Here is a 16,447-nt window from a genome sequence, read left to right on the forward strand (position 1 = left end):
AGATGGCGACGTGAGACAGGAGTTCAAGGTGGAGGGGCTATCAACCGCGACTAGCCCTCATCGGGCGGAGGACCGGAAGAACGATCACACCAGGGCGTCGAGCCCCCGGGCCAGGTCGGCGCGGATGTCTTCCATGGCCTCCAGGCCGACCGCCACACGAATCAGCCCCTCGGTAATCCCCGCGGCGTCCTTCTGCTCCTCCGAGAGGCGCCCATGGGTGGTGGTGCCGGGATGGGTGATGGTGGTCTTGACGTCACCCAGGTTGCCGGTGATGGAAAGCAACCGTGTAGCGTCGATCACTGACCAGGCTGCCTCGCGACCGCCTTTCACCTCGAAGCCCAGCACCGCCCCGTAGCCCTGCTGCTGGCGGCTGGCGAGCTCATGCTGCGGATGCGTGGTCAGGCCACTGTAGTGGACCTTTGCCACCGCAGGATGTCCCTCCAGCCACTCCGCCAGGATTCGAGCGTTCTCGCAGTGAGCCCGCATGCGCAGGTTGAGCGTCTCCAGGCCCTTGGTGAAGATCCAGGCATTGAAGGGGCTCAGGCAAGGGCCGCAGGTGCGCACCACACCGAATACTTCTTCGAGCTCCTTGTCACGCCCCACCACGGCACCCCCGATCGCCCTGCCCTGGCCATCCAGGTACTTGGTGGCGGAGTGGATCACCAGGTCGGCGCCCAGGGCAATCGGCTTCTGCAGCGCCGGGGTGAGAAAGCAGTTGTCGATGGCCAGCCAGGCATCGTGGCGCCGGGCAATACTGGCCAACTGCGCAATGTCCACCACCTCGGAAAGTGGGTTGGACGGTGTCTCGGCAAACAGCAAGCGGGTGGCCGGCGTCACCGCCGCCTCCCAGGCCTCGAGGTCGGACAGCTCCACGTAGCGCGTGGTGATGCCCAGCTTGCCCAGATACTTGTCGAACAGGCTGACCGTAGAACCGAACAGAGAACGTGAGGCCACGATCTCGTCGCCCGACTTTAGCAAGGCCAGGACGGTGGCCAGGATCGCCGACATGCCGGAACTGGTGGCCACGCAACGCTCACCGCCCTCCATGGCCGCCAGACGCTGCTCGAATGTGCGCACCGTGGGGTTGGTGAAGCGCGAGTAGACGTTGCCCGGTTCCTCGCCACTGAACTTGGCCGCCGCCTCGGCAGCGCTGCCATAGACGAAGCTCGAGGTCGGAAAGATCGGCTCGCCATGCTCCTGTTCATGGGTACGCTGGTGACCGGCACGGATCGCCAGGGTTTCAAGTGCCCATTCCTGCTGTGTTGTCTCATCCTGCTGCATGACCTGCCCCTCAGTCGTCGATGTCATCTTCCTGGTTGTGCATCCCCACCAGGGCATGGTCACCGGCGCTGCGCTGCTGCTTTGCATCGTCGCTGCGCGAGGCCTCGAGATCCGACAGGTAACGCTCGTCGATATCACCGGTAACGTACTTGCCATCGAACACCGAACAATCGAAGGCCTCGAGCTCGGGGTTCACCTCGCGACACGCGGTCTGCAGATCGTCGAGGTCCTGATAGAAGATCCGGTCCGCGCCGATCAGCTCGCCCACCTCGGCCTCGCTGCGCCCGTGGGCGATCAGCTCGCTGGCCGCCGGCATGTCGATGCCATAGACGTTGGGATAGCGCACCGGGGGCGCGGCCGAGGCGAAATAGACCTTGCTTGCGCCGGCCTCGCGGGCCATCAGGATGATCTGCTTGCAGGTGGTACCGCGCACGATGGAGTCATCCACCAGCAGCACGTTCTTGTCCTTGAATTCGATGCCGATGGCATTGAGCTTCTGGCGCACCGACTTCTTGCGCTGGGTCTGGCCTGGCATGATGAAGGTCCGCCCGATATAGCGGTTCTTCATGAAGCCCTCGCGATAGGTCACCCCCAGATGCTGGGCCAGTTCCAGTGCCGAGGTGCGCGAGGTGTCGGGGATCGGGATCACCACGTCGATATCGTGCTCCGGCCACTCGTTCTGGATGCGGTCGCCAAGCTTGCGGCCCATCTGCATGCGGGTGCCGTAGACGTAGGCGCCGTCGAGGATCGAGTCGGGGCGGGCCAGGTAGACGTGCTCGAAGATGCAGGAGACGAGGCGCGGATGATCGGCACACTGCTGGGTATGGATGGTGCCGGTCATGTCGACGAAGATCGCCTCACCCGGGGCCAGGTCACGGTGCAGATCGAAGCCACCTACGTCGAGGGCCACCGACTCGGAGGCGATCATCACCTCCTGCCCCTGGCCTTCGTCGCGGGTGCCGAATACCACCGGACGAATGCCATTGGGATCACGGAAGGCCACCAGCCCCACGCCGTTGATGATAGCCACCGCAGCGTAGCCACCCCGGCAGCGACGGTACACGCGTCGCACCGCATCGAAGATATCGCCAGGCTCCAGGTGCAGGCCCTGCTTGCCGAGTTCGTGGGCAAAGACGTTGAGCAGCACCTCCGAGTCGGAACTGGTATTGATATGGCGTAGGTCGGAGGAGAACAACTCCTGCTTGAGCTGGTCGGAATTGGTCAGGTTGCCGTTGTGGGCGAGGGTGATGCCGTAGGGGGAGTTCACATAGAAAGGTTGAGATTCCGCCTCGCTGGAGGAGCCCGCCGTGGGATAGCGCACATGGCCAATGCCCAGGTTCCCCTTCAGGCGCGTCATGTGGCGAGTGTGGAAGACGTCCCGCACCAGGCCGTTGCTCTTGCGCAACAGGAAGCGGCCCTCGTGCCAGGTCATCATGCCGGCGGCATCCTGCCCGCGGTGCTGAAGCACCGTCAGGGCGTCGTAGATACCCTGGTTCACCGCCTGCTTGGCCATCAGGCCCACGATACCGCACATTCCACCTTACCTCGCTTGCCCGAAACTTGGTCTAAAGAGTCAGGACGGACCGCGACCCGACCCGTCTGAAATTGGTCTATCAGGGATCCGTCGCCTCTCCGGCGTCGTCCGAGTGTGATTCGCTATCGCTTGCCGGTGCCTGTTCCGGGCGCGGCAGCGAGAACTCGCGCAGCGATTCCGGCGCCTCGGGAAGGCGTCCTTCCCAGGCCTCGAGATGACTCACCGCCCGGTCGCGCAGCTGCTCGAAGGTTGGTCGCAGCTCAGCGTCCTGCCAGGCCTGGAGCTTGGCCAGCGGCGTCAGGCTGATCAGGATGGTCGCCAGCACCAGGATCGCGGCTCCCTTGGCCAAGCCGAAGGCAGCACCGGTCACCCGGTTCAGCAGCCCCATTCCGACCCACTCCACGGCCGCATGGACCACACGGATGATGATGCCGCAGAGCAGGATCACTGCGAAGATCACCAGCACGAAGGCCAGCACCAGGCGTCCATCCGGATTGTCGATCACACCGGAGAGCAGATCCGCCACCGGCTCGGCGAGTAGCCGCGCGGCCAGCAGGGCAATGACCCAGGCGGCCAGCCCCAGGGCCTCGCGAATCAACCCGCGCAAGAAACCGATCAGCCCGGTCACCGTCAGCAACGCCACGAAGAGCCAGTCGATCCAGGTCAGCGCCATGCTCAGTTGCCCGCCCGAACCAGCAGGCCCTGAAGGTTGGATTCAGCCTTGAGCTCGGCCATCACCTCTTCGCCCTCACGGGAGGTGGCGTAGGGACCCACATAGACGGTGGTCAGGCCGTTGTCTCGGACGCGACTGTAGACGGGCAGGCCCTGTGCGGCCAAGTTCGACTCGAGACGCTCGGCATTGGACGGCTCCCCGAAGCTGCCCACCTGGACGGCCCACTCTCCTTCGGGGGTGGTCTCCGCGGCTTCGCGGCTCGCCTGCTCCGCCTGGCTCGACAGGCGCTGGTCAGCGGCACGAGCAAGCTCGGCAATGGGATCATCGGCGGGTGCCCCGGCAGATTCCGTGCCCGGGGCCTCGGCAGAGGACGTTTCGGCCACGGCCTCGTCCGCCTGCTCGGTCTCCGGTGCGACTCGATCATCCGAGCTCTCCTGGTCAGGCGACGATACCCCGCTGGGCGACTGGATCTGACCGAGGCTCGACGGCGGTTCCGGGTCGGGCAAGTCACGACGCTCTACCTCCACCGGCTGCTCGATGGTCATCACCGGCTTAGGCCGCTCGCTGCGCGGCGCCGGCTCATCGAACAGCATGGGAACGAAGATTACCGCCAGGGCAATCAGGATCACTGCTCCACTGAGACGTTCTCGCATTCCGTATTTCATCTCGTTCCCTCGATGACCTTGTCTTCCCCTGCAGTCTGATCCGTCGCCTTGCTCACCGCCAGCCGCCATTCCAGCACGTCGGCCACGGTGAAGAAGGAACCACAGACCAGCACCCGATCCTCGGGCAGAAGCCGAGCCGCCAGCCATTCAGCCGCCTCGACCGGCGAACTGCCGAGGTGCCACACCTCGCCGCCGTGGAGGGCCAGGCGTTCGGCCAGGTCATCCGCCATGCGGGCACGCTCCCCCGCAAGACTGGCAGGAACCCAGGCATCCACCACCAACGCCAGGGCGCTGATCACACCATCGGCATCCTTGTCGGCGAGCATACCCAGCAGGCCGAAGGTGCGCCCCGTGCAGGGGCGGGCCGCCAGGCGCTGAGCAACATAGCCGGCGGCATGGGGATTGTGGCCGACATCCAGGCACCACTGCCCCAGCCACTGCATGCGCCCAGGCAGCTCGACGCTGGCCAGCGCGCGGCGACAGGCGTCGGCTTGCAGATCGACTCCGGCCAGGGTCAGGGCCTGCAGGGCCGTTGCGGCATTGTCCAGGGGCAGGCCCGGGTCGGGAAGATCGGGAATTGCCCTTAGAGCGCTTTCGGGGGCCTGCCAGGTCCATCCCTCACTGTCACCCTCTCGACAGAAGGCCTCACCTAGAACATAGACCTGGGCCCCAAGCTCGCCGGCCGTCTGCCTTACGCTGTCCGGTAGCATCGTGCTGCCCAGCACAGCAGGCCGACCGCCACGAAGGATACCGGCCTTCTCGCGGCCAATGCCCTGCAGATCGGTCCCGAGAAAGGCGGCGTGGTCTTGAGCCACGGTAGTGATCACCGCCACATCCGGGTCGATGACGTTGACCGCATCCAGTCGACCGCCGAGACCGACCTCGAGAATCGCGAGGTCGGTTGGCCGTCGGGCGATGGCCCACAGCGCCCCCAGGGTGCCCACCTCGAAATAGGTCAGGCTGACCGGCTCGCCCGCCAGGCGCGAGGCCTCCACCGCCTTAAAGCCGGCGATCAACGTCGCGTCATCGGCTTCCTGGCCGTCCAGCCGCAGGCGTTCGTTGTAGCGCAGTAGGTGGGGCGAGGTGTAGGCCGCCGTAGAGTGCCCATGAGCCAGGGCCAGCGCCTCGAGCATGGCAACGGTAGACCCCTTGCCGTTGGTCCCGGCCACGGTGATGACTCGGTCGGCAAGCGGAGCCGCCAGCAGCCCCATACGACGAGCGACCTCGGCAACACGCTCGAGACCGAGGTCGATACCGATCGGGTGCGCCGCCTCCAGCCGGGCCAGCCAGGCCGGAAGCGTATCGGGAAGAGTGTGATCGCTCATGCCGATCGATCAGCGCGCGGGATCGGGACGCTCGCCGTACTGCTCGGCATCACGGTCGACCTCCGGCTCGGCGGCCAGCAGGCTGTTTGTCACCTGGGCTTCTTCCTGCTCGGCTTGCTCTGCTGCCTGCACCAGGTCGGGCTCGTCAGTGACGGGAGCATCATCCCCGGCCACCGGCCAGTGGGTAAGCTTGCGCAACACACCGCCCAACCGATCACGCATCTCCCCGCGCGACACGATCATGTCCACGGTGCCGTGCTCGAGCAAAAACTCGCTACGCTGGAAACCTTCCGGCAGTTGCTCGCGCACCGTCTGCTCGATGACCCTCGGGCCAGCAAAGCCGATCAGCGCATTGGGCTCGGCCACATTGAGGTCGCCGAGCATCGCCAGGGATGCCGAGACGCCACCGAAAACCGGATCGGTGAGCACTGAGATGTAGGGCACGCCAGCCTGCTTGAGTTTCTCCAGAGCCGCGGAGGTCTTGGCCATCTGCATCAGCGAAAAGAGCGCCTCCTGCATCCGTGCACCGCCAGAAGCGGAAAAGCAGATCAGCGGGATGCCCTCCTCGAGCGCGACGGTGGCGGCTCGCACGAATTTCTCGCCCACCACGGCGCCCATGGAACCCCCCATGAAGGTGAACTCGAAGGCCACCACCACCACCGGCAGTCCCTCCAGGGAACCACGCATGGCGATCAACGCGTCCTTCTCAGCGGTCTCCTTCTGGGCCGCTGCCAGGCGGTCCTTGTACTTCTTGGAGTCGCGGAACTTGAGCCGATCCACCGGCTCGAGATTGGCGGCAATCTCCTCGCGCCCCTCCTTGTCCAGAAACCAGTCAAGTCGCTTGCGGGCAGTAAGTCGCAGGTGATGGTCACACTTGGGGCAAACGTTGTGATGCTTCTCAAGCTCGGGGAGATAGAGCACCGCCTCGCATTTGGGGCATTTGCGCCACAGACCGTCAGGCACGCTCGCCCGGCGATCCTTGCGCTGGATGCGGCCCACCGAGGGCACGATCTTGTCTAGCCAGCTCATGTCAGAAACACTTCCGTATAGGCTGATGCCCCCGGCGGCGCCGGGGGCGGGGTCGATTCGATTGGCGACGAGCCCGGATCAGGCGTCCAGCGCCTGGCGCATCTCCCCCAGCACCGCCTTCAGGGCGGCCGGGATCGCTTCGGGCCGTTCGGCGTTCTCGGCGATGCGATTGACCAGCGCCGAGCCGACGATCACGCCGTCGGCCACCTTGCCTACCTCGGCCGCCGAGGTCCCATCGCGGATGCCGAAACCTACGCACAGCGGCAAATCGGTCATCTCGCGCAGGGGCGCCAGATGCTCCGCCACATCCTCTGCGTTGAGGATTACCGAGCCGGTCACACCCTTCAGCGAAACATAGTAGATATAACCCTCGCCATGGGCACATATTGTAGCGGCCCGAGCGCGGGAAGTGGTAGGTGCGACGAGGAAGATCGAGGCCAGGCCACGGGCCTTGAGCAGCGGACCGACCTCGTCGGCCTCCTCGGGCGGCATGTCGACGATCAGCACGCCATCGACGCCGACCTCCGCGGCCTGATCGGCGAAGGCCGTCAGACCGATGCGCTCCACGGGATTGAGGTAACCCATCAGCACCACCGGGGTCTCGCTGTCGGTCTGGCGAAACTCGCGCACCATCTCGAAAAGGTGAGAGAGCCGCACGCCATGCTTGAGCGCACGCTCACAGGCCTTCTGGATGACCGGCCCATCAGCCATGGGATCCGAGAACGGCACCCCTAGCTCAATGACATCGGCGCCCGCCTCGACGAGGGCGTGCATGAAGCCGACGGTGTGCTCAGGCGCCGGGTCACCAGCGGTGATATAGGGAATCAGCGCGCGACGACCCTGGGCCTTGAGCGCGGCGAAGCGTTGGTCGATACGATTCATGGTCTTGGCCGTCATCTAGATTTCGATCCCGTCAATCTTTGCCACCGTCATGATGTCCTTGTCACCACGACCGGAGAGGTTGATCACGATGTTCTGGTCGGGACGCATGGTGGGCGCCAGCACCTTGGCATAGGCCAGGGCATGGGCGGTCTCCAGCGCTGGCATGATGCCCTCGACGTGGGTCAATTCACGGAAAGCCTCGAGCACTTCCGTGTCATTGGCGGCCACATAGTTGACCCTTCCCACGTCCTTCCAGAGCGCGTGCTCGGGACCGACGCCGGGGTAGTCCAGGCCCGCGGAAATCGAATGCGTGTCGGAGACCTGACCGCCCTCGTCAGACATCAGGTAAGTGCGGTTGCCGTGCAGTACGCCGCGCGGGGCACCCGAGGCGAGAGGCGCAGCATGACGGCCCGTCTCGACACCATCGCCGCCCGCCTCGACGCCGTACATCGCCACTTCGTCATCCTCAACGAAGGGATAGAACAGCCCCATGGCATTGGAGCCACCACCCACGCAGGCAATCAGCGCGTCGGGAAGCTTGCCGAACTCCTCGAAGGACTGTCGCCGCGCCTCTCGCCCGGCGACGGCGTTGAAGTCCCGTACCAGCATCGGATAGGGGTGAGGACCGGCCACGGTGCCAATGATGTAATAGGTCGTGTCGACATTGGTCACCCAGTCGCGCAGCGCCTCGTTCATGGCATCCTTGAGCGTGCGGGTACCGGACTCCACCGGAATGACGTTGGCACCCAGCAGGCGCATGCGATAGACGTTGAGCTTCTGGCGCTCCACATCCGCGGCACCCATGTAGACATCGCACTCAAGCCCCAGACGGGCCGCCACCGTGGCGGAGGCCACGCCGTGCTGCCCTGCCCCGGTCTCGGCGATCACGCGCGGCTTGCCGGTCTTCTTGGCGAGCAGTGCCTGACCGACCGTGTTGTTCACCTTGTGCGCCCCGGTATGGTTGAGGTCCTCACGCTTGAGCCAGATCCGCGCGCCCCCGATCTGCTTCGACCATCGCTCGGCAAGGTACAGCGGCGAAGGACGGCCCACGAAATGGGCCAGGTCGTAGTCGAATTCCGCCAGGAAGTCCGGATCGTTGCGAAGACTCATATAGGTCTTGGCCAGATCGTCCAGGGCGAAGCTCAGAGTCTCGGAAACGAACCGGCCACCGAAGGCACCGAAATGGCCACGAGCATCCGGCAGACGGGTCAGGTCACTGAACTTGCTCACGAAAGACACCTCACAGGGTCGCCAGAAGGGGGATGAAAAACAGGGTGAATCGAGCGATTCACGCGCAATGACGCTCGTCGTCAGCCTGACGCACGGCTCTCAGGAAAGCCGTCATACGCGCTGCATTCTTGATGCCGGGACGGGCCTCGATACCGCCGGAGACATCCACGGCGAAGGGGGCAACGGCTGAGATCGCCTCGGCCACGTTGTCCGGCGTCAGGCCTCCGGCGAGGATAACAGGTTTTGTCAGATTTGCGGGGATTCGCGACCAGTCGAACGTCTCGCCGGTACCCCCCGGCACGCCCGGTCGATAGGCGTCGAGCAGCAGAGCTTGTGCCCCGCCGTAAGCCTCGGCGGCGGCGTGCAGATCGAGCTCATCGCGCATGCGCAACGCCTTGATCCAGGGACGGCCCGCGGCCACGCAGGTCTCAGGGGCCTCATTACCGTGAAACTGCAGCAGGTCCAGATGCGGAGCACAGCGAGCGATCCACGCCGGTTCTGCATCCACGAATAGCCCTACCCGGGTCACGAAGGCCGGCACTCGGTTGGCAAGCTCGGCGAGACGGGGCTCGTCGATGGCGCGCTTGCTGCCCGGCCACAGCACGAAGCCCAGGGCGTCGGCGCCCTGGGCTACGGCGGCATCAACATCCTCGGGGCACGTCAGGCCGCAGAACTTCACGCGGGTACGCTGGGTCATATCGCCTCCTGGCCGGCAGCCACCGGGCGACCGCGGCGAAACTCGACCATCGGGCAGTCCGGCAACGGCCGTTCACCGGCCCACTCGCCGAGGAAAGCCAGCAGGTTGGGGCCCAGCGGTTCGCGAGGCAGCCCCCAGCACTCGTCGTAGAGCGAGTCCACGAAGTGCAGGCCGCACGCCGGCGCGGTGACGTCGGCAAGCCGGCGATTCTTCAGCGCCATGAGCTCGCCCAGGTAGTCATCGCCGCGCTCGCCGCGCCCAACGGTGACCAGGGCACCGACGATGTTACGGATCATATGGTGTAGGAAGGCATTGCCCTGGACGTCGATGACCACCAGCGGGCCGTGGCGGTGCACCTCGATGAAGTGCAGGTGACGCCAGGGAGTCTTCGACTGGCAACCGGCGGCACGAAAGCTCGAGAAATCATGCTCCCCCACCAGCGCCTGAGCGGCGCGGTGCATGGCCTCGGCATCCAGCGGGTCGCGGCACCAGGTGACGTTGGCGCGCTCCAGTACCGGACGGCTAGGCTGGTTGAGCAGAATATAGCGGTAGCGGCGAGCCAGCGCCTTGAAGCGAGAGTGGAAGGTCTCGGGCACCTCCTTGACCCAGCGCACGGCGACGTCGCGCGGCAGATTGGCGTTCACGCCAAACACCCAGGCCTTCTCGGAGCGCGCCACCGGCGGATCGAAGTGGATGATCTGGCGAGTGGCATGGACACCGGAATCGGTGCGTCCACTGGAGTGGACGCGCACCGCCTGACTGGCGACCCTACCCAGAGCCTTCTCAAGCGCACCCTGCACCGAGGGCGCCTGCTTGAGAAACTGAAAGCCACAGTAAGCACTGCCATCGTATTCCACCCCCATGGCCAGGCGACCGGTCAAGGGGTGGTGTTCATCGAGGGATCGGAAAAGGGTCATTCGGCCTCATGGCTGAGATTGTTCCAGCAATTCGCGGGCCTCCTGCCTGACATCCTGATCATCAGACTCGTCGATCAGGCTCTCGAGCAAGGCACGCGCCTGGTCGGCCGCGTCGGCATCCAGCAGGCGCCGTGCCTCGGCCAAGGTTGACGAGGCGGAAGCCCTCGCGGAAAAGTGGGCATTATCCTGCGACAACGGAGGGAAGGCCACCTCCTCGATGTCCCACTCCTCATTCGCGTCGCTATCCGGTTTGTTGCCGGGCACAGTATCCGCGGTGGCGCCGTCCCCAGTTCCGGACGGGGTGAACTCCACGCTGGGCTGCATGGGCGTCTCTTCGCGAGGCGCTGTGCGCTCTTCCAGCGTCGGCGGACTATAGTCGATAACGTTGCGTCCGTCGTCCGTTTCGCGAGTGGTCAGTGGCACTGTCGGAAATTCCTCGCTCTCTTCCGGCTCTTCGGATGACGCTACCTCGGGTCGCTCGTCCACTTGGGACGGCTTGCCATCTTGATCGGACAATGCCACGGCCTCCGGCCGTGAGGCGTCGCCCTCCTCCGATTCTGGCTCTGGCTCCAGCTCGGGCGGACGATAGCGTACCAGCGGATCGGCCTGATCACCGGCTGGAGGGGCCTTTTCGGGCTCTGGCGGTGAGGTGGATGGTGTCTCTTCGGGCTCTAGCGGTGTAGTGGATGGTGTCTCTTCGGGCTCCGACGAGGTGACCGAAGTTTCCTCCGGTGCCTCGTCAGACCCAGGTTCTTCATCGACGTGCGTCTCGTCAGAAGCATCGGAGTCATCGAAGCGACGCGGGGGAAGCTCGTCGGCCTCGGGGAAGACCGCCCGCTCGGCAGGCGTATCCGCCGTGGTGTCCGTGACCGAGGCAGACGGAGCAGCGTGAGAATGACGCTCCATCAGGTGAGCTACCTGGGCTTGAACATCCGGATCTCCGCCGGCGCGCAGCAGCTCGGCCTGCCGGGCTGCCGCCGCATTATCGCCCTGCGACAGCTGCACCCCCAATAGCTTGAGCCTCAGGTCATCACGGTCTGGCTCATGTGCCAGGTTGGATTCCAGCAGTTCGCGAGCCTGGTCGTGACGCCCGTAGGCGATGAAGATATCGGCTTCGCTGATCGCCTCGGCCTCGGGCATCGACGTGCGCACCGACGTCTCCCTCTCTTCGCGGCGAACATCTGCTCTCTGCGCCTCGGCGCTGCCCGGTACAACAACGCCGCCAGCCGTCGAATCCCACGGCCGAACTTCGTTGAACACCGCCGCCGGCTCGCTCTCCTCGCGACGACGACGACGACGTACCAGGGCCCACAGCGCCAACAGTGCCGCAAGGCCGGCACCACCCAGCAACAGGTTGCGGCTGGTGTCACCTTGATAGAGCGCACCCCACCAAGGCGCTTGCTGGGAAGATTCCGGCTCGCTACCGGGCGCCACCACACCACCGCTGCCTGCCGCATCAGCGCCTTGTCCTCCGGCACTCAGGGCGGCCAGTTGGTCACGCATGGCGTCGAGCTCCTCGCGCAGTTCACCGAGCTCAGATTGCAGCACATCACGCTCACTGCGAACTGCCTCCAGGGCCTGGCGATTCTCGCGCCAACGAGACTCCAGGCGCAGCAGGCGCTGATCCTCGGTGAGTCCGCCGCTGCCCTGGATCATCGCCAGCACCTCGGGGGCAATGAGCGGCCCTTCCCAGTCGGCCGCCGAGGAGAGGGCCAGGGTGGGCGCCGCCGCTTCCGCTTCCTCCTCCTCTTCCTCCTCTAGCGGCGCACCGGTGGATTCGCCTTCCTGCTGGGCCGCGATGCCCTCAACCGGCACCACGCCCTCGGCGGCCACCTCGGCATCGCTGAGCAGTGTCAGTCGCTGTGCCTCCTCGCCCCTCCCATCCTCATCAGTGTCGGAGGCAACACTGGACGCTGCCTCGGCCGTCTCTGGCTGCGCCTCGGCGGCAGGTTCTCTGGAGGCACCTTCCTGTCCGGGGGCGCTGGCCACTGCTGATGTCGCAGTATCACTGGAACCGCCCAAGGCAACCCGTGCCGGTGCGCCACTGCCGCGGTTAGCCCAGGCCTGGTTCATGGCCTGGACGATACGTTCAGCCTCGGCAGAGGGACGTGCCTCGATAGCCTCACGAGGCGGCACTACCAGCGTGAAGCCGGCCCGCATGGCGTTGATATTGCCGGACGGAAAGACGTCCGGGTTGGCCTCCACCAGGGCGACCATCATCTGATTTCTGCTGATGCCGCTGTCCGGTCGCAGCCGGCCAGCCACGGCCCACAAGGTATCGCCGTTGCGCACCCGAGCGGGATCTCCCGAGCCGTCGCTGGAGGTTCTCGCCACCGGCCGCGACTCAGGTTCCGACGCAGAGGAAGAGGAACTGCGAGAAGATGCAACATCCTGCGATGGAGCCGAAGAGGCCACCAGGGCAGGAAGCTGATCATAGTCGGGCGGGTCTAGCAGCAGGGTCACTTCCTGCAGTTGCTGGCCACCCGGCCAGTCGAAGCGCAGCATAAGGTCGATCCAAGGCTCACGCACCGCGCGCTCGGTGGTCAGGTCGAGCACCAGACGCCCCTGGCGTCGGGTCACGTCCATCCTCACGCTGGCGGCAAGCGGGGTACGCGGCAGCCCAGCCGCCGAGAAGGCGCTCTCATCGGCCACCGAGACATTGAGCAGTTCAGCCTGCATGCCGCTGCTGTCAGTCAAGGGGATACTCGCCCGCAACGGCGCATTGAGCGTCGAGTTCACCTCGGTCTCCCCCAGGCCCAGAGCCAGCGCCATCGGGCTGGCGGCGGAGAGCGAAAGCAGCATGGCAAAAGTCAGCTTGCGTTTCATCGGGATCCCTTGCGTCGTTCCACTGCGCCCCGCCGGGCCCGGCGGAGGCCTGATGATATATTCTTAGTTGTTATGCTGAATATGTATCACATTCACTCTATCGGCGCCCTCACGGATCATCACGGTTCATCGTACTTTAAACATAAGCCATTGATCGCATGACATGCGACCCTCACTCATGAAAAGCCAACAACCAATGGCCAACGTAAAGCGGGACGCCCTGGTCGGCGTCCCGCTTTACGTTCATGCCATCATGCGCCATTGCGCCACGGCTTATTGCTCACGGAGGATCTTCAGCATCCGCTTGAGCGGCTCGGCGGCTCCCCACAGCAGCTGGTCACCGACGCTGAAGGCGGAGAGATACTCGCCGCCCATGGCAAGCTTGCGCAGACGCCCCACCGGCACGGTAAGAGTGCCGGTCGCGGCAGCCGGCGTGAGGCCATCGATGGTGGCGTCCTTATCGTTGGAGATCACCTTCACCCAGTCGTTATGACGGGCGAGACGGTCCTCGATCTCATCGATCGGAACGTCCTTCTTGAGCTTGATGGTGAAGGCCTGGCTGTGTGAACGCATGGCACCAATGCGCACGCAGAGGCCATCGATGGGGATGGGATTATCCTGAAGGCCGAGGATCTTGTTGGTCTCAACTGAGCCCTTCCACTCCTCCTTGCTCTGGCCGTTATCCATGAGCTTGTCGATCCAGGGCAGCAGGCTGCCGGCCAGCGGCGCACCGAAATTGTCGGTGGGGAAATCGCCACTGCGCATGGCCGCCGTGACCTTGCGATCGATGTCGAGAATGGCACTGCCAGGATCAGCAAGCTCGTCGGCCACGCTGTCACGCAGGCTGCCCATCTGGCTGAGCAGTTCGCGCATGTGCTTGGCACCGGACCCCGAAGCGGCCTGATAGGTCATGGAGGTCATCCACTCGATCAGGTCTGCCTCGAAGAGGCCACCGAGGCCCATGAGCATCAGGCTCACGGTGCAGTTGCCGCCGACGAAGGTCCTGGCTCCCTTGGCCAACTGGGCATCGATGACATTGCGATTGACCGGATCGAGAACGATGGTCGCCTCGTCTGCCATGCGCAGGGTACTGGCGGCATCGATCCAGTAGCCCTTCCAGCCCTCCTGGCGCAGGTCGGCATAGACTTTCTCGGTGTACTCGCCGCCCTGGCAGGTGACGACCACGTCCAGCGCCTTGAGCGATTCCAGGTCGAAAGCATCCTTCAACGGGGGGACGTCGACGCCGACATCGGGACCGTCCTGCCCGACCTGGGAGGTAGTGAAAAAGACTGGCTCTATGCCCTTGAAGTCACCGTCCTCGATCATCCGCTGCATCAGCACGGAACCGACCATGCCACGCCAACCGACAAAACCGACTTTCAACATGTGAAGTCCTCCAGAAATCGAATGTGGGGAACATTATACACGAGCCGCCGCGCCCAGGCAGCTGAGCGCCTGGGCCAACCCCACCGCCGCTTATTCCGCTTCGAAGGCGGCCAGCACTGCATCACCCATCTCGGCAGTGGACACGGTGCGCGTGCCCTCGGAGGCGATATCGGCAGTTCTCAGGCCGTCGTCCAGCACCTTGCCCACGGCATCCTCGACACGCTGAGCCATGGCCGGTGCATCGAGGGAGTAGCGCAGCATCATGGCCACCGAGAGGATGGTCGCCAACGGGTTGGCGATGCCCTGGCCAGCGATGTCCGGGGCGCTGCCGTGACAGGGCTCGTACATGCCCTGGCCGCTCTCGTTGAGCGAGGCGGAGGGCAGCATGCCGATAGAGCCGGTGAGCATGGCTGCGGCGTCGGAGAGGATGTCGCCGAACATGTTGCCGGTGACCATGACGTCGAACTGCTTGGGCGCGCGCACCAGCTGCATGGCGGCGTTGTCGACGTACATGTGGGAGAGCTCGACCTCCGGATACTCCGGCGCCAGGCGCTCCATGACCTCGCGCCAGAGGATGGTGACCTCGAGCACGTTGGCCTTGTCCACGCTGCAGAGCTTCTTGCCACGCTTCTGCGCCATCTCGAAGGCGACCCGGCCGATCCGCTCGATCTCGCTTTCGGCGTAGACATAGGTGTTGAAGCCCACCCGCTCGCCGTTGCGCTCCTCGATGCCGCGGGGCTGACCGAAATAGATGCCCCCGGTAAGCTCGCGCACGATCATGATATCGAGCCCGGCCACCAGCTCCGGCTTGAGGCTGGATGCGGACGCCAGCTGGGGATAGGTGATGGCCGGGCGGAGGTTGCCGAACAGCCCCAGCTGCTTGCGCACGCCAAGCAGGCCCTTCTCCGGACGCTTGCTGAGATCTTCAATCTTGTCCCACTTGGGGCCGCCCACGGCGCCCAGCAGGATGCCACGCGCCGCCTTGGCCTTCTCCAGGGTCTCGGCGGGCAACGGCTCGCCATGCACGTCATAGGCAGCACCGCCCAGCAACCCATCTTCTACCTCGATATCGAGGCCACGGGCCTGGCAGGCGGCCAGGATGCGGCTGGCCTGGGTGGTGATCTCGGGGCCGATGCCATCACCCGGCAGTACTAGAATTTTCTGTGTCATTGCGTCGTCCTTGTGTCTTCACACCACCGGGACGGGGCTTTTCCGGCGGCAAGCCTACGAGGAGGCGCTGTGAACCCATCCTTGGGCGCTACCGATGCCATCCCTGGCATAGGACCTCCTCTTCGGCTTGCCACCGGCGCCCCTCGACCCCGGCAGCAATAGAACAACCTGAGCCGTCAGGCCTGAGCGCGATCGCGGAACAGCCACGGCCGCGCGGCGCGATGCTTGACCTCGAAGTCGCGGATGGCGTCCTCGTCCTTCAAGGTGATGCCGATATCGTCCAGGCCTTCCAGCAGGCACTGCTTGCGGAACTCGTCGACCTCGAAATCGAGGATCTCACCGGACGGCGTGATCACCCGCTGGTTCTCCAGATCGACGTCGAGCCGGTAACCCTCGTTCGCCTCCACCTCGGCGAACAGGCGATCCACGCTCTCCTCCGGCAGAGTTACCAGCAGCAGCCCATTCTTGAAGGCGTTGTTGTAGAAGATGTCGGCAAAGCTCGGGGCAATCACCACGCGAAAGCCGAAGTCCTCCAGCGCCCAGGGCGCATGCTCTCGGGAGCTGCCGCAGCCGAAGTTGCGACGCGCCAGCAGCACGCTGGCGCCCTGGTAGCGCGGCTGATTCAGCACGAAGTCGGGATTCTTGGGGCGCTGTGAGACATCCTGGCCGGGCTGCCCCTCGTCGAGATAGCGCAGCTCATCGAAGAGATTGACGCCGAAGCCAGTGCGCTTGATCGACTTTAAAAACTGCTTGGGAATGATCAGGTCGGTGTCGACGTTGGCGCGGTCGAGCGGTGCGACGAGGCCTTCGGTACGTACGAACTTCTTCATGA

Annotated in this window: 14 protein-coding genes; all 14 read right to left on the reverse strand. The window is 64.8% G+C overall.

The features are described 5' to 3' along the window. Positions 1–84: 84 nt before the first annotated feature. A complete protein-coding gene (locus U5L98_RS10900) occupies positions 85–1,308 on the reverse strand; it encodes an O-succinylhomoserine sulfhydrylase (RefSeq protein ID WP_322558327.1) in 1,224 nt (407 codons plus the stop codon). Further along, positions 1,292–2,815 carry an amidophosphoribosyltransferase gene (gene purF / locus U5L98_RS10905; protein ID WP_322558328.1) on the reverse strand — a complete coding sequence of 508 codons (1,524 nt, stop codon included), beginning with the start codon at positions 2,813–2,815 and terminating at the stop codon, positions 1,292–1,294. The genes U5L98_RS10900 and purF overlap by 17 nt, the downstream gene beginning before the upstream one ends. Positions 2,816–2,894: 79 nt before the next feature. After that, positions 2,895–3,488 carry a CvpA family protein gene (locus U5L98_RS10910; protein WP_322558329.1) on the reverse strand — a complete coding sequence of 198 codons (594 nt, stop codon included), beginning with the start codon at positions 3,486–3,488 and terminating at the stop codon, positions 2,895–2,897. A 2-nt stretch (positions 3,489–3,490) separates the two neighbouring features. Next, positions 3,491–4,141, reverse strand: coding sequence for an SPOR domain-containing protein (locus tag U5L98_RS10915; RefSeq protein ID WP_322558330.1), 651 nt, complete (start codon positions 4,139–4,141; stop codon positions 3,491–3,493). Between the two features lie 8 nt (positions 4,142–4,149). Further along, a complete protein-coding gene (gene folC / locus U5L98_RS10920; RefSeq protein WP_322558331.1) occupies positions 4,150–5,478 on the reverse strand; it encodes a bifunctional tetrahydrofolate synthase/dihydrofolate synthase in 1,329 nt (442 codons plus the stop codon). A gap of 9 nt (positions 5,479–5,487) precedes the next feature. Continuing rightward, positions 5,488–6,507, reverse strand: coding sequence for an acetyl-CoA carboxylase, carboxyltransferase subunit beta (gene accD, locus U5L98_RS10925; protein WP_322558332.1), 1,020 nt, complete (start codon positions 6,505–6,507; stop codon positions 5,488–5,490). Positions 6,508–6,585: 78 nt separating this feature from the next. Further along, the gene (gene trpA / locus U5L98_RS10930) at positions 6,586–7,389 is read right to left on the reverse strand and encodes a tryptophan synthase subunit alpha (protein WP_322558948.1); all 804 of its coding nucleotides are present in this window, start codon (positions 7,387–7,389) and stop codon (positions 6,586–6,588) included. Between the two features lie 15 nt (positions 7,390–7,404). After that, positions 7,405–8,619 (reverse strand): tryptophan synthase subunit beta, encoded by a 1,215-nt coding sequence (gene trpB, locus U5L98_RS10935; RefSeq protein WP_322558333.1) that lies wholly within the window; start codon positions 8,617–8,619, stop codon positions 7,405–7,407. A 58-nt stretch (positions 8,620–8,677) separates the two neighbouring features. Beyond that, positions 8,678–9,316 (reverse strand): phosphoribosylanthranilate isomerase, encoded by a 639-nt coding sequence (locus U5L98_RS10940; RefSeq protein ID WP_322558334.1) that lies wholly within the window; start codon positions 9,314–9,316, stop codon positions 8,678–8,680. Next, entirely contained in the window at positions 9,313–10,233 is a 921-nt protein-coding gene (truA, locus tag U5L98_RS10945; RefSeq protein ID WP_322558335.1) for a tRNA pseudouridine(38-40) synthase TruA, read from the reverse strand. Before truA ends, U5L98_RS10940 begins: the two co-directional genes overlap by 4 nt. Before the next feature lie 6 nt (positions 10,234–10,239). Continuing rightward, positions 10,240–13,059 (reverse strand): FimV/HubP family polar landmark protein, encoded by a 2,820-nt coding sequence (locus U5L98_RS10950; protein ID WP_322558336.1) that lies wholly within the window; start codon positions 13,057–13,059, stop codon positions 10,240–10,242. 273 nt (positions 13,060–13,332) lie between these two features. Further along, a complete protein-coding gene (gene asd, locus U5L98_RS10955) occupies positions 13,333–14,445 on the reverse strand; it encodes an aspartate-semialdehyde dehydrogenase (protein ID WP_322558337.1) in 1,113 nt (370 codons plus the stop codon). 90 nt (positions 14,446–14,535) lie between these two features. Beyond that, positions 14,536–15,615, reverse strand: a complete 1,080-nt coding sequence (leuB, locus tag U5L98_RS10960) for a 3-isopropylmalate dehydrogenase (RefSeq protein ID WP_322558338.1) — start codon at positions 15,613–15,615, stop codon at positions 14,536–14,538. Between the two features lie 176 nt (positions 15,616–15,791). Further along, complete coding sequence (gene leuD, locus U5L98_RS10965; protein WP_322558339.1) at positions 15,792–16,445, reverse strand: 3-isopropylmalate dehydratase small subunit; 654 nt, start codon at positions 16,443–16,445, stop codon at positions 15,792–15,794. Positions 16,446–16,447: the final 2 nt, after the last annotated feature.

This window comes from Halomonas sp. (assembly GCF_034520545.1).
In the GTDB taxonomy this organism is placed as follows: domain Bacteria; phylum Pseudomonadota; class Gammaproteobacteria; order Pseudomonadales; family Halomonadaceae; genus Halomonas.

Coding starts and splice junctions, on each gene's coding strand:
- truA (WP_322558335.1), bottom strand. CDS start 10,233: ATGACCCTTTTCCGATCCCTCGATGAACACCACCCCTTGACCGGTCGC.
- U5L98_RS10950 (WP_322558336.1), bottom strand. CDS start 13,059: ATGAAACGCAAGCTGACTTTTGCCATGCTGCTTTCGCTCTCCGCCGCC.
- U5L98_RS10900 (WP_322558327.1), bottom strand. CDS start 1,308: ATGACATCGACGACTGAGGGGCAGGTCATGCAGCAGGATGAGACAACA.
- U5L98_RS10915 (WP_322558330.1), bottom strand. CDS start 4,141: ATGCGAGAACGTCTCAGTGGAGCAGTGATCCTGATTGCCCTGGCGGTA.
- leuB (WP_322558338.1), bottom strand. CDS start 15,615: ATGACACAGAAAATTCTAGTACTGCCGGGTGATGGCATCGGCCCCGAG.
- leuD (WP_322558339.1), bottom strand. CDS start 16,445: ATGAAGAAGTTCGTACGTACCGAAGGCCTCGTCGCACCGCTCGACCGC.
- purF (WP_322558328.1), bottom strand. CDS start 2,815: ATGTGCGGTATCGTGGGCCTGATGGCCAAGCAGGCGGTGAACCAGGGT.
- accD (WP_322558332.1), bottom strand. CDS start 6,507: ATGAGCTGGCTAGACAAGATCGTGCCCTCGGTGGGCCGCATCCAGCGC.
- trpA (WP_322558948.1), bottom strand. CDS start 7,389: ATGAATCGTATCGACCAACGCTTCGCCGCGCTCAAGGCCCAGGGTCGT.
- asd (WP_322558337.1), bottom strand. CDS start 14,445: ATGTTGAAAGTCGGTTTTGTCGGTTGGCGTGGCATGGTCGGTTCCGTG.
- U5L98_RS10910 (WP_322558329.1), bottom strand. CDS start 3,488: ATGGCGCTGACCTGGATCGACTGGCTCTTCGTGGCGTTGCTGACGGTG.
- U5L98_RS10940 (WP_322558334.1), bottom strand. CDS start 9,316: ATGACCCAGCGTACCCGCGTGAAGTTCTGCGGCCTGACGTGCCCCGAG.
- folC (WP_322558331.1), bottom strand. CDS start 5,478: ATGAGCGATCACACTCTTCCCGATACGCTTCCGGCCTGGCTGGCCCGG.